The sequence below is a fragment of the Citrobacter sp. Cpo074 genome (assembly GCF_030332745.1).
GTDB classification, from domain to species: domain Bacteria; phylum Pseudomonadota; class Gammaproteobacteria; order Enterobacterales; family Enterobacteriaceae; genus Citrobacter; species Citrobacter portucalensis.
The window spans coordinates 1-13,518 of record NZ_JAOWHG010000033.1 but is presented as its reverse complement, the minus strand read 5'-3'; the positions used below and the strand labels follow the sequence as shown (position 1 = coordinate 13,518).

Below are 13,518 nucleotides of genomic sequence, written 5' to 3'. Positions count from 1 at the left end.
TCCCAGGCCCGCAGCAGCGGGTTTTTTCTTTTCAGGAGCAAAACGATGACAACGAAAGCGGCAAAAGCAGCGGCAGCGGCGGCTGCAGCCGGGGATGTGAAAAAGCCGGATGAACTGACACCGGAAAATACAGTGGACGGGGATGACGGTCAGAATACTGCAGCGGGTTCAGGTGATACCGGTGTTGATCTGACCGGAAGTGAAACAAACGGGGCCACGGGCCTGACGGGAGCAGAAGTGGCGCGGAAAGCGGTTTTTTTCCTGGGACCCTATCATCGTTATTCACGCGGTGATACGGCCTGTTTTGATGCTGAGTACGCAGAGAAACTGGTTGAACGCCATATTGCGGTATGGCCAGAAGATGCGGAAAAGGCGCTGAGTCCCCGCAAGGGAGCCGATGACCATGATACTGACATTGGATGATGTGAAAACCCAGCTCCGTCTGGAGCCGGATTTCACGGAGCATGACGGCATGCTCACTAAAATGGTGGCAGCGGCGCAGAAGAGTATTGAGCGTGACTACTACTGCAAACTGGTGGGAAGCGATGACGAACTGCAGGCGCTGCCGGAAGGGGTACGCGGTTTTGTGGCGGATGAAGATATCCAGTTGGCCATGCAGTATCTGGTCGGGGATGCGTATCTGAATGGTTTCACCGGTCAGTGGCTGGAGACGGCTGCGGTCCGGCACCTTCTTTTTCCGTTGCAGGAGAACACGGTATGAGCCTGAAGCCGGAAGAAATGACCTGCCGTCTTTCTATTGGGTATATGCAATCCGGCCGGGGGCCGCTGGGTGAACATCTGCCGGAACAACTGGTCGCGACCGGGAAAGCCTGGGCGAAGCGCGAACTGGTGTCGGGCAGAAAGGTCCGCACACTGGATCAACAGCAGGTTGTTGAAACGTGTCTTTTTACCACTCATCCGAACCTGAATATTGATATCGACTGGAAAATAACGACCTCTGACCGGGTTTATACCGTTCGTAACGTCGAACGTCTTGCGGACCGCATCATCATCACAGGGGAGGCAGACGCACGTCATGATCGAGCTGGCATTAAAGGCAGCACTTGAACGTCTGACCGGGCTGGATGTTTACCCTCTGCTCCTGCCTGATGAGCTGCAGGAGGGGGTTACTTACCAGTGTATTTCCGATCCGGAGCTGTACGCCGGACTGTTGCGCACAGGCCTGATTGCGGGGCGCTTCCAGATAGCGATTCATCTGCTTAATGACTACACCCGTCTGTTACAGCTGGATAAGAAAATCAGCGCGGAATGGACCGCTATCGTGCATGGCCAGCTGGAGGGCTTTCCCGTACAGAATGTGGTCCGGGGGGGAATACAGCAGAGTAAATCGGTACTGACCAGCGGCAATATTCAGTACCGGCTCGTGCGGGATTTTACCTTTCACTACCGGGACGCTTCATCATGATCACTATGGACGTAAAAGGGCTGGACGAGCTGGAGCGGCAGCTTACCGCGCTCGGTGAAAAGGTCGGCATGAAGGTGTTACGTGATGCAGGGCGTGAGGCGCTGAAAGTGGTTGAAGAAGACATGAAACAACATGCCGGCTTCGACGAGGCGTCCTCTGCAGAGCATATGCGTGATTCCATCAAAATTCGTTCATCCACCCGGAAAGGTCGCGGAAATACGGTGGTCACCCTTCGGGTTGGCCCCAGCAAAAAGCATTACATGAAAGCGCTGGCCCAGGAGTTCGGTACGGTGAAACAGGTTGCCGATCCGTTCATCCGTCCGGCACTGGATTACAACGTCCAGAAGGTTCTGCGCATTCTGACCGTAGAAATCCGCAATGGCATTCAGAACAGGTAGCAACCGCTGCCCACTATTTAAGAGAGAATCATTATGGCTGATGAAAATAACACGCCAAAATCATCCCCTGAGTACGCAATGCTTCCTGCCGGGACGGTGGTGAAGTTTGGGGAGGTAGGAGCCGCTGTAGCGGCGCTGAAACCGCTGATTAACTGCAAGGCGCTGGGCGCGACAGGTCAGACGGGAGGATTTGTCGACTGTACCACCCTGCTGGACAAGAGTAAGCAGTCGGTGTCAGACCTGCCGGAAGGGCCGGAGAAATCGCTGGGATTCATTGACGATCCGGAAAACGAAGATTTTACCGCGTTCCTCAATGCAGCAGAACAGCGTAAGACCGTTCAGTTTTATATTGAGCTGCCGAACAAACGAACGGCTTCAATGATCCTTGCGCTTTCAGGCTGGCAGATGAACGAAATCACCGCGCCTGCCAGTGAAGTTATCCAGATTACGGTGCAGGGTAAGCAAAATAACATTAAATGGGGAATTGCCGCCCCGGCGCCAGATGCCGGCGCGTAATCCGTTTCCCGTTAAACACCGCCTCCGGGCGGTTTTTTTTCGTCTGAAAAACAGGATACACCATGTCTGAATTTAGCCTATCCGAACTGAAAAAAGCCCTGCTCAGCGCAAAACCCTCTCCAATTAAAACCGAAATCTTCGGTACAAAGGTTTACCTTCGCCGACTGACGGCGGCTGAGCTTATTGATCATGAAGATGCGCTCATCGAGGCGCAGACCTCTGGCAATGCCCGCATGGCGTCTGAGCTGAGTGTACAGATTGTTATCGACAGTCTGGTTCAGCCTGACGGCTCCCCGATTAAAGCCAAAGACAAACCCACGGCGAAGGAGCTGCTGGCGGCACACGATAACGTTGCGCTTCTGGATGCCATCGACAAAGTGAAAAAGCACGGCATCGGTAAGCTGGAAACCGCCGAAAAAAACTGAGTGACTCGCCCTGGCTGGAGCTGATTTTCTGGCTGGCCGACCGCTGGGGCGAGCCTGACCCGTCAAAAATTGCGGCGCTTCCGGCTGACACGCTTTTCCACTGGCGTGCTTTCTTCCTCAAACAGGGCATTTTCAAAAAGCCTTCGCCAGAAGGTTCTGACAATAACCCGCCCCCTGTTAAATCCCCCACCGCCGCCGTGAATTCGAGTCTGGATGCGCAGTGTGCGGCAGTCATGAAGGTATTAATGTAATGGGTGACGTTGCCTCTCTTGCCGTTGGGCTGCATCTGAATGCAGCGAACTTTAAATCGCAGCTGATGAGCGCCTACGGCAGCGCTGAGAGTCAGTCACGCCAGTTTAACCGCAATGCCCAGGCTGATGCGAAAAAGACAGAGGATGCCTATAAGCGTGTTTCTGCTTCGGTATCAGGGCTGGCTGGCAGGCTGGCAGGTTTTGCCGGGGCGGGGTTATCGCTGGGCACCATTATCAGCACCACGCGGCAGTACAGCCAGTCATTGTCGGATTTGCAGGCCATCACTGGTGCTACCAGTGTGCAGATGAAACTGTACGATCAGGCGGCGCAGGAAATGGGCCGCACAACGGAATACAGCGCATCACAGGCCGCTGAGGCCATTAAGCTGATGGCTTCGGCAAAGCCTGAACTGCTGAGCACCTCTGCGGGGCTGACAGCGGCGACCAAAAGCGCGTTAACGCTGGCCCAGGCGGCAGGGACGACGCTTCCGGATGCCACCCGAACGCTGGCCCTGTCGTTAAACCAGTTTGGCGCGGGGGCCAGTGAAGCTGACCGGTATATCAACGTACTGGCAGCCGGCGCGAAATTTGGCTCGTCGGAGATAGCCGACACGGCTGCCGCGATTAAAAATGGCGGGGTGGCTGCGGCACAGGCTGGCGTGGGTTTTGAAACCCTCAATGCTACCATACAGGTACTGGCGGAGCGCGAGGTGAAAGGCGGCGAGGCCGGGACCGCGCTGCGTAACGTGATCCTGAATCTGGAGAAGGGAACCGATAAGACCCTGAAGCCTTCTGTTGTCGGGCTGAGTCAGGCACTGGAGAACCTGGCCGGGAAAAACCTGTCAACAAAGCAGGCCGTGAAGCTGTTCGAGGTGGAAAACCTCAGCGCGGCATCCATCCTGGTGCAGAACCGAGAGAAGGTGGAGTCGCTGACCGCCGCCCTGACCGGTACGCAGACCGCGCATGAGCAGGCTGAAATCAGGGTAAATAACCTCAACGGCGATCTTCTCAGCCTGACTTCGGCTTTTGAAGGTCTGATTATTAAGGTAGGACAGAGCGGAAACGGACCGCTGCGCAGTGGTGTTCAGACCGTTACCGATGCCATTAATGGCCTGACGGATAATTTTAATACGGTCGCCAACGTGGCGCTGTATACGCTGATTCCTGTTCTGGCGACAAAACTGACGGCAGGTATCAGGGGGAACATCGGTGCCTGGGTGGAGCAACAGCAGGCAGTCAGGGCCAGCGCGATGGCGCAGGCCGATATGGCGCGAAAAACGCTGGAAAGTACCGCTGCCACGCTGGCGCAGAATAACGCAGAATTCGGGCGTTATCGGGAAATGGAGAAAAGCGCCAGACAATTTGGCCTTAACGTGAGTTACCAGAGCGAGTTTAACCGCTTAATCCGCCAGGAAACCGAGCAAACACTGCTTTCCACCCAGGCAAAGAGCCAGCTGAATGCAGCCAATAAACAGCTTTCCGTTTCAGCCCGCGCAGTCTCTGCAGCAGTAGGTATGGCCAGAGGGGCGCTGGCACTGGTGGGCGGTCCGGTGGGGGCGGCGATGCTGGCCGGTTCGGCGTTGCTCTATTTCCATAATCAGGCGAAGAACGCCCGCCAGTCAGCGATTGACCTGAAAAATGCCGTCATTGAAACGAATGAAGAACTGAAAAAACTGTCGCTTAACCAGCTCAACGTGAAACAGCTGGATATTGATGAACAGTTTGAGAATCAGGTAATTCAGCGAAATAAACTGATTAAAGAAATTCAGGATGCGGAAAGCCGTATAGATGGATTGAGTGGCTTCGATCCGTTCGGACAACTTAAAGGCGTACAGAATGATAAAACCCGCTACAAAGGGGATCTGGATGCCGTTGAGCAGGGGCTAAAACTCTTAAAAGAACGGCAAAAAATTGTCAAAGAGGCCATAGAACAGGCTAAATCAGGGAAAACCGATCCCACACCGAAGCCGGATAAACCAGGGAATGAAACAGGGAGTGATAAACCCGATACCCCCTGGACCGGGGAAGGCGGGGATACGGGTAAGGGGCAAAAGGCGAAGGTTAACCAGTATGAGCAACTGCGGCGTGAAATCGAAGCGGCGCATGCCTCAAGTCTCGGACGTATCAACCTGCAGGAGCAGGAAAGCGCCAGAAAACTCCTTGAAGCCGCCCGTGCAGACGGGGCCAGCGAGGCAGATATTCAGAAGACGTTGCTGCTGAATGCTGAAAATTATCAGAAACAGCGCCTCGAGCTGGCAGAACAGTATGCGCCGGCCAGAGCAACTCTTACGAAAGAGCGTGAAACGAGCCAGGAGCTGAAGTCGCTCCTGAATGCCCGTATTCTGGATGAAAAGGAATACCAGACGGCCAGAATCACGCTGGCACAAAGTACGGCCCGCGAACTGTTACAGGCACAGGCAGCGGCAATGTCTGCCCCTCTGATTGATATCGCCGGGACGGTTGATCCGCTGGCAGAACTGCGCAATCAACTGGCCGAGCGTCAGTCACTGCTGCAGGCTTTTTATCAGAACGATGCGATCAACAAAGAGCAGTACGAACTGCTGAAGCAAAAGGCGGATAAGGATTCTGCGGATGCGCAGTACCAGACGGCGGTGGAGCTGTATAAGTCGCAGGGAAACCTGAACAGCCTCGCCATCGGTCTGATGGAAACAACCCAGGAGCGAACCTCCAACATGCTGACCGGCATGCTGAACGGTACACAGACACTCCGGGACGGGATGATCGGGTTATTTTCCTCCCTGACACAGTCGGTGATTAAAAACCTTGTCGATATGGCAGCGCAGGCGCTGATTACCAACACCATCCTGAAATCCATTATGGGCATCGGCGGCAGTCTTTTTGGCGGCGCAGCCACCGCGAGCACCGGCACGGCCATCAGCAGTTTTGGGAGCAGTTTTAGTTTTAACGAGAAAGGCGGTGTTTATGACTCACCTTCATTAAGTGCCTACAGTAATGGCATCTATGACAGCCCGACCCTGTTTGCTTTTGCAAAGGGGGCTGGCGTGTTTGGTGAAGCTGGCCCGGAAGCCATTATGCCTCTGGCGAAAACGACTGATGGTACGCTGGGTGTCAGGGCGCTGGGTGACCCGGGTTCCTCTGGTAGTAGTGGTATGAATGGTGGGATTGTTTATTCACCTGAGTATCACATTGTCATTCAGAATGACGGGCAAAACGGGCAGATAGGGCCGCAGGCATCGCAGATGCTGGTCAAAATGATTGATACGCGTGTCATGAGTATCCTGAGAACTCAGGGCCGTGATGGCGGCATGCTGGCGGGAGGATAAGTGAAAACCTTTCATTGGGTACCCAGGGAGGGGATGCCGTCTTCTGTTTCCCCTTCGGTGACAACCATTAAATTTGGGGATGGCTATGAGCAACGTCGCCCGACCGGACTCAACCATCAGTTAATTAACTTCCAGCCTGTTTTCCGTATCACGTCGGACAATTCCCGCACCGCACTTGAAGCGTTTCTGGTCGAGCACGGAGGATATAAAGCCTTTCTGTGGCGACCGCCAAAATACAACCGCACGATAAAAGTTGTCTGCCGGGAGTGGTCTGTTACGGACAACGTCACGTATTCCGATTTCAGCTGTAAATTTGAGCAGGTCATTGCTTAAGGATCCTTATGCAGGATATTCCTCAGAACACCCTCAACGAAACCACGAAAACCGAACAGTCGGCCCGCATTGATTTGTGGGAAATCGACCTGACGGCCTTTGGTGGCCAGCGTTACTATTTTTCAAATGAAGCGAACGAGAAGGGCGAGCCGGTCACCTGGCAGGGCCGAAAGTATGACGTTTACCCGATACAGGGAACCGGGTTCGACCTGGTAGGGAAAGGGACTACCGCCCGCCCGACGCTGGCGGTGTCGAACCTGTTTGGCATGGTTACGGGACTTGCGGCAGATATGCAGAGCCTCGTCGGGGCCACGGTGGTAAGGCATGTTGTGTACGCCCGCTTTCTCGATGCGGTGAACTTTACAGGCGGCAATCCGGAGGCCGATCCGGAACAGGAAGTGGTCAGCCGCTGGGTGATTGAACAGTTGTCGGAGCTGAAAGCCACCACGGCGACCTTCGTGCTGGCCACGCCGACCGAAACGGACGGCAGCGTGTTTCCGGCGCGGATCATGCTGGCGGATGTCTGCAACTGGACCTACCGTTCTGATGAGTGTGGGTATGCCGGGCCGCCTGTGGCGGATGAGTTTGATAAACCCACGACAGACCCGGCAAAAGATGCCTGCAGCAAATGCCGTACCGGCTGCGAGCTGCGTGATAACCTGCCGCGCATCGGCTGCTTCCTCTCCATTAACCGTCTTTCCTGATGGGTATACCCATGAACAAAACTATCCTGGCGCATGCTGCTGCGTGTGCGCCGGCTGAATCGTGCGGCTGGGTGGTGAACACGTCTGCAGGGGAGCGGTATTTTCCCTGCCAGAATCTTTCTGCCGAACCGACGATGTATTTTCGCATTGCGCCGGAGGATTACCTTCGGGCGCAGGCGGAAGGTGTGGTTGTCGCGCTGGTACACAGCCATCCCGATGGCCTGCCGTTTCTCAGCGATGTTGATCGCCGTCTGCAGGTACAGAGTGGCCTGCCGTGGTGGCTGGTCTGCGATGACCGGATATATAAATTTCGCTGCATGCCTTTTCTCACCGGGCGGGCATTTGAGCATGGCGTGACGGACTGTTACACCCTGTTCCGCGATGCGTACCATCTGGCGGGTATTGAGATGCCGGATTTTGCGCGGGGGGAGGACTGGTGGAAGCAGGGAGATAATCTCTATCTGGATAATCTGGAGGCGACCGGTTTTTACCGCGTGAATGCCGCAGAGGCACAGCCCGGAGACATTCTGATTTGTTGTTTTGGTTCATCGGTTGCCAACCATGCCGCGATTTACTGCGGCGACGGCGAACTGTTGCACCATATTCCTGATCAGCTCAGTAAACGCGAGAGGTATACCGACAAATGGCAACGCCGCACACACTCAATCTGGCGACACCAGGCATGGCACGAATCTGCCTTCACGGGGATTTACAACGATTTGGCCGCCGCTTCAGCCTCAGTATAAAAACGGGGGCCGAGGCCATTTACGCGCTGGCCATGCAGGTTCCGGGGTTCCGGCAGAAAATGAATGATGGCTGGTATCAGATACGCATCGCCGGTCAGGATGTGAATGAAACCAGCCTGTCAGCCCGTCTGCACGAGCCGCTGCCGGACGGGGCCATTATTCATATTGTCCCACGCATGGCCGGGGCAAAATCCGGTGGTCTGTTCCAGGTGGTGCTGGGTGCTGTGGCAATCGGTGCATCCTTTTTTACGGCGGGGGGAAGCCTCGCTCTGTGGGGATCCGCGTTATCTGCCGGTGCTATTTCGGCATCTTCAGTTCTGTTTTCTATGGGGGCGGCCATGATGCTGGGCGGGGTGGCGCAGATGCTGACACCCCAGGCAAAAATCCCCTCGTCCAGGCAGACCGATAACGGCAAACAGAACACCTGGTTTTCGTCACTGGACAACATGGTGGCGCAGGGTAATGCCCTTCCGGTGTTATACGGTGAAATGCTGGTCGGCTCCCGCACGATCTCCCAGGAAATCAGCACACGGGATGAAGGTGGCGGGGGGCAGGTGGTGATCATCGGTCGCTGACTTACTGCAGCATATTTGTATTTACACAGAACCGCCTCCGGGCGGTTCTGTCGTTTCAGAGGGAACAGATTATGGGTAAGGGTGGTGGCAGCAGTAAAACGCCGCATGAGGCTCCTGACGACCTGAAATCCAGTCAGATGCTGACCGTTGTTGATGCCATCTGCGAGGGGCCGATTGAAGGTCCTGTGGACGGGCTGAAGAGTGTCAGAATTAACAAAACGCCGGTCCTCGACAGCGACGGTAACGCGATGGTTCACGGTGTCACCGTGGTTTACCGCGTGGGGGAGGATGAGCAGACCGCGATGGAGGGGTTCGAAGACTCCGGCGCGGAAACCCTGCTGGGTGTGGAGGTGAAGAAGTCAGAGCCGGTGACCCGCACGATTACCACTAAAACGCTGGACCGTCTGCGCTTTACCTTTGGAGTGCAGTCGCTGGTCAGCACCAGTACCAAAGGCGACCGCAACCCGACCAGCGTACAGATGCTGATCCAGTTTCGCCGGGATGGCCAGTGGCAGGTGGAGCGGGATATCACCATTACAGGGAAAACGACCACGCAGTTTCTGGCATCCGTGGTGATTGATGATTTACCGCCCCGACCGTTTGAAGTCCGGATGCTGCGCCTCACTGATGACAGTATGACAGACCTGCTGCAGAACAAAACGGTGTGGTCGGGCTATACCGAAATCATCGATGTGAAACAACGTTACCCGAATACCGCTGTTATCGGCGTAAAAGTGGACGCGGAGCAGTTCGGCAGCCAGCAGGTCACGCGAAACTATCTCCTGCGCGGGCGTATTGTGCCGGTGCCGTCAAATTACGATCCGTTAAAACGGACGTATACGGGACTCTGGGACGGGACGTTTAAACCCGCCTGGACAGATAATCCGGCCTGGTGTGTGCTGGATATGCTGACTCACCCGCGCTATGGCATGGGAAGCCGCATTGGTGTTGCCGATGTGGACAAGTGGGCGCTGTATGCCATTGCACAGTACTGTGATCAGCCTGTTCCTGATGGTTTTGGCGGGACAGAGCCGCGTATCACCTGCAATGCGTATCTGACGGACCAGCGTAAAGCATGGGACGTGCTGGGGGACTTCTGTTCCCTGATGCGCTGCATGCCGGTCTGGAACGGCAGCACCCTGACGTTTGTGCAGGACAGGCCCGCCGATAAAGTCTGGACCTATACGCAGAGTAATGTGGTGATGCCCGCTGACGGTGCGCCGTTCATCTACAGCTTCAGCGCACTGAAAGAGCGTCACAATGCCGCCGAGGTCCGTTACACCGACCCGAACAACGGCTGGGAAACGTCCACCGAACTGGTGGAAAACGACGCTGCTATCCGGCGCTACGGGCGCAACGTTCTGAAGATGGATGCATTCGCCTGTACCAGTCGTGGGCAGGCGCACCGCGCCGGACTGTGGGCCATCACCACCGAATTGCTGGAAACGCAGACGGTGGATTTTTCCGTAGGGGCTGAGGGATTACGCCACGTTCCCGGCGATATCATTGAGGTCTGCGACAGTGATTATGCCGGTGTGACCGTGGGCGGACGCGTCCTGTCGGTCGACAGCCTTACGCGCACGCTCACGCTGGACCGTGAGGTGGAGATACCGGCAAGCGGCAATGTGGTGCTGAACCTGGTGGGCAGCGATGGCCAGCCTGTTACCGTGGCAGTTACCGCACATCCGGCTCCGGACCGCGTGACCGTCAGCCAGTTACCCGATGGCGTGGCGGCGTACAGCGTGTGGGGACTGAAACTGCCGGACCTGCGCCAGCGCCTGTTTCGCTGTGTGGCCATACGGGAAAACGATGATGGCACGTATGCCATTACCGCCGTGCAGCATGTTCCGGAGAAAGAAGCCATCGTGGATAACGGGGCGACGTTTGATCCGTTACCGGACACCGGTATCACGAATACGCCGCCTGCCGTGCAGCACCTGACCACAGAGATTCTGGCAGAGGAGGGACAGTATCAGGCGCGGGCGCGATGGGATACCCCGCGTGTGGTTAAGGGGGTTAACTTCTCCCTGCGCCTGACGGTGAAAGCGGAAGATAACAGCGACCGGCTGGCCAGCAGCCTGACCCTGACAAAAACGGAGCATACTTTCCGTAACCTGACGCCGGGGCGCTACACCCTGACGGTGCGGGCGGTGAACAGCCAGGGCCAGCAGGGCGATCCGGCCAGCACGGATTTCAGCATCGCCGCACCGGCAGAACCTTCTTATGTTGAGTTGACTCCCGGCTATTTTCAGATAACCGCCACCCCGCGCCAGGCGGTATATGACCCCACGGTGCAGTATGAATTCTGGTTTACGGATACGCAGATTGCCGATATCCGCCAGGTGGAAACCGATGCGCGTTATCTCGGCACCGCGCTGTACTGGATTGCAGCAAACGCGAATATAAAACCCGGCAAGGATTATTACTTTTATATCCGGGCCGTGAACCAGGTCGGGAAATCGGCGTTCGTGGAGGCTAAAGGGCAGGCCAGCAACGATGCGGCGGGTTACCTGGATTTCTTCAAAGGGAAAATCACCGAAAGCCACCTGGGTAAAGAGCTGCTGGAGAAGGTGGAGCTGACGGAAGACAACGCCAGCCGGCTGGATCAGTTTTCGGAAGAGTGGCAGGACGCGAACGGCAAATGGAATGCCATGTGGAGTGTGAAGATAGAGCAGACCAAAGACGGGAAGCACTATGTGGCTGGTCTGGGCCTGAGCATGGAGGACACGGAAGAAGGGAAGATAAGCCAGTTCCTGGTGGCAGCAAACCGTATCGCGTTTATCGACCCCGCAAACGGCAATGAGACCCCGATGTTTGTGGCTCAGGGTAATCAGATATTTATGAACGAGGTGTTCCTCAAATATCTGACGGCTCCCACTATCACCAGCGGCGGGAACCCGCCGACCTTTATGCTGAAACCTGACGGCAGGCTGACTGCCCGTAATGCGGATATAAGCGGACATATCAGCGCGAATTCCGGCACCCTCAATAATGTGACGATTGAGGAAAACTGCACCATAAAGGGGACGCTCCGGGCCGAGCGTATTCTTGGGGATATTGTTAAGGCAGCGGGCAGGGAGTTTCCTTACTTCATAACCAGTAACGGTGAAAAACGGTACGCCAACGGGACACTGACAGTCGTGATTGAAGATGACCAGTCTTTTGACCGACAGGTTTCCATTCCTGGGATTACTTTTCAGGGTGCAGCGTATGACAGCCAGACCAGTAATGACGTATGGGATGCCTGTACGCTGACTGTCAGGAAAAACGGGGTGGAGATATACAAGCAGACAAGCAGAGGTGTACCGGCCGTTTTTACGCGAACACTGGATATGCCTGCCGGGAGCGGACGGATGACGCTGAGTTTCAGCGTCAGTACACACGGTAACAGCAGCGGCTGGCCATTTTCCCGAATCAGTGACCTGCTGGTTATTGTGACGAAAAAGTCATCAGCCGGGATAACAATCAGTTAATAACAGAAACCGCCTCCGGGCGGTTTTTTTATGGAGGTAGTATGCCGATACTCATATCAGGCATTCTCAGAGATGGCGCGGGAAAACCCGTACAGGACTGCACCATTCTGCTGAGCGCCAGGAAAACCAGCCCGACCGTTGTGGTTGAGGTGACCTCATCCTCTGTTACGGATGCGAATGGCCACTACAGCATTGAGGCTGAACCGGGTTATTACAGTGTGTCACTACTGCGGGAAGGTTTTCCTCCCGTACTTGCTGGCGACATTTACGTGGCCCCGACCAATGCGCCGGATACCCTGAATGCGTTTCTCGATGCGCCGAAGGATGCGGACCTGCGTCCGGAGGTGATGAAACGCTTTGAGGAAATGGTAAACCGCGTTGTGGATTTGAGCGGTGCAACAGAGAAGGATCGGAAACTCGCTGAACAGGCCGCACAGTCAGCAGCGCAGAGCAATGATGCGGCAGCATTGTCTGCAACGGCTGCGGCGGAGTCACAGCGCCAGGCGGCGCACTCTGCCGATGCGGCTGATGTGTCTGCCCGATCTGCCGCAGATAATGCCCGGCAGACAGCGCAGGACGTTCTGGCCAGCGGTGCAGATGCGGTCAGTGCCGCAAAGTCCGCACAGACAGCGACGGAACAGGCCGGAGTGGCAAAAACTGCCGCTGATACGGCACAGAAAGCGCAGCAGGAGGCAGGTGCTTCGGCACAGTCTGCAACTGGAAGTGCCGAAAGTGCCGCTTCATCAGCACAAACAGCGGGGGAGCATGCTGGTAATGCAGCCTCATCTGAAAATGCCGCGCGTGAAAGCGCCATCACGGCCACGCAGGCTGCAGAACAGGGTAATAACAGCGCGGCAGCTGCAGCCCTGAGTGAACAGCATGCCAGGGAATCCAGCGACAAGGCCGCTAAGTCAGAAGCTGAAGCAGCAGCCAGTGCAGAATCGGCATCTTCAAGTGGAGCATCAGCCCTGCAGTCCGCCGAAACGGCTGAGAACCAGAAAAATGAAGCCGCTGAGAGCGCCACCCGCGCAGAACATGCCAGAGATGAGGCCCTGACGCTGCGTGATGAAGCTCAGGAAAATGCCCTGAATGCCCGGAACAGCGCGCAGGCTGCTGCTGCCTGCGAGAAAGAAAGTGGACAGGCAAGGGATGAAGCGCAGCTCCTTGCTGAACAGGCCAGAAGTGCAGCCTCAAAAGCCGCCGCTGATACCATTAAAGAGATACAGGAAAGTGAAGACCTCAGTGGTCCGCCAGGCCCGCAGGGGCCAGAAGGTGCAAAAGGTGAAAAGGGTGATACCGGATTAACGGGGGCAACAGGACCAACTGGCCCTGTGGGTCCGCAGGGACCGGCAGGCGCAAAAGGCGA

Annotated in this window: 14 protein-coding genes; all 14 read left to right on the top strand. The window is 56.0% G+C overall.

Features of this window, described 5'->3' with window-relative positions; all coding sequences use genetic code 11:
- Positions 1–45: 45 nt before the first annotated feature.
- Positions 46–423, top strand: a complete 378-nt coding sequence (locus tag OGX83_RS14235) for a hypothetical protein (protein ID WP_286588361.1) — start codon at positions 46–48, stop codon at positions 421–423.
- Positions 404–721, top strand: a complete 318-nt coding sequence (locus tag OGX83_RS14230; protein WP_032950890.1) for a head-tail connector protein — start codon at positions 404–406, stop codon at positions 719–721. Before OGX83_RS14235 ends, OGX83_RS14230 begins: the two co-directional genes overlap by 20 nt.
- Positions 718–1,068 carry a phage head closure protein gene (locus OGX83_RS14225; RefSeq protein ID WP_087857745.1) on the top strand — a complete coding sequence of 117 codons (351 nt, stop codon included), beginning with the start codon at positions 718–720 and terminating at the stop codon, positions 1,066–1,068. Before OGX83_RS14230 ends, OGX83_RS14225 begins: the two co-directional genes overlap by 4 nt.
- The gene (locus OGX83_RS14220) at positions 1,037–1,426 is read left to right on the top strand and encodes a hypothetical protein (protein ID WP_286588358.1); all 390 of its coding nucleotides are present in this window, start codon (positions 1,037–1,039) and stop codon (positions 1,424–1,426) included. The genes OGX83_RS14225 and OGX83_RS14220 overlap by 32 nt, the downstream gene beginning before the upstream one ends.
- The gene (locus tag OGX83_RS14215; protein ID WP_262758416.1) at positions 1,423–1,824 is read left to right on the top strand and encodes an HK97-gp10 family putative phage morphogenesis protein; all 402 of its coding nucleotides are present in this window, start codon (positions 1,423–1,425) and stop codon (positions 1,822–1,824) included. The genes OGX83_RS14220 and OGX83_RS14215 overlap by 4 nt, the downstream gene beginning before the upstream one ends.
- A 33-nt stretch (positions 1,825–1,857) precedes the next feature.
- Positions 1,858–2,340 (top strand): hypothetical protein, encoded by a 483-nt coding sequence (locus OGX83_RS14210; RefSeq protein WP_003832379.1) that lies wholly within the window; start codon positions 1,858–1,860, stop codon positions 2,338–2,340.
- A 62-nt stretch (positions 2,341–2,402) separates the two neighbouring features.
- Entirely contained in the window at positions 2,403–2,765 is a 363-nt protein-coding gene (locus OGX83_RS14205; RefSeq protein ID WP_044700554.1) for a phage tail protein, read from the top strand.
- Between the two features lie 250 nt (positions 2,766–3,015).
- The gene (locus tag OGX83_RS14200) at positions 3,016–6,321 is read left to right on the top strand and encodes a phage tail tape measure protein (protein ID WP_286588352.1); all 3,306 of its coding nucleotides are present in this window, start codon (positions 3,016–3,018) and stop codon (positions 6,319–6,321) included.
- A complete protein-coding gene (locus OGX83_RS14195; RefSeq protein WP_086538890.1) occupies positions 6,322–6,654 on the top strand; it encodes a phage tail protein in 333 nt (110 codons plus the stop codon). It begins immediately after the preceding gene.
- Between the two features lie 8 nt (positions 6,655–6,662).
- A complete protein-coding gene (locus OGX83_RS14190) occupies positions 6,663–7,358 on the top strand; it encodes a phage minor tail protein L (RefSeq protein WP_155574144.1) in 696 nt (231 codons plus the stop codon).
- Between the two features lie 11 nt (positions 7,359–7,369).
- Positions 7,370–8,104, top strand: a complete 735-nt coding sequence (locus tag OGX83_RS14185; protein ID WP_286588349.1) for a C40 family peptidase — start codon at positions 7,370–7,372, stop codon at positions 8,102–8,104.
- On the top strand, positions 8,002–8,679 hold the full coding sequence (locus OGX83_RS14180) for a tail assembly protein (protein ID WP_286588347.1): 678 nt from the start codon (positions 8,002–8,004) through the stop codon (positions 8,677–8,679). Before OGX83_RS14185 ends, OGX83_RS14180 begins: the two co-directional genes overlap by 103 nt.
- Before the next feature lie 71 nt (positions 8,680–8,750).
- A complete protein-coding gene (gene gpJ / locus OGX83_RS14175) occupies positions 8,751–12,152 on the top strand; it encodes a phage attachment tail tip protein J (RefSeq protein WP_286588345.1) in 3,402 nt (1,133 codons plus the stop codon).
- 41 nt (positions 12,153–12,193) lie between these two features.
- A partial coding sequence (locus OGX83_RS14170; protein WP_286588343.1) for a M14 carboxypeptidase N/E family protein occupies positions 12,194–13,518 on the top strand: 1,325 nt, incomplete at its 3' end.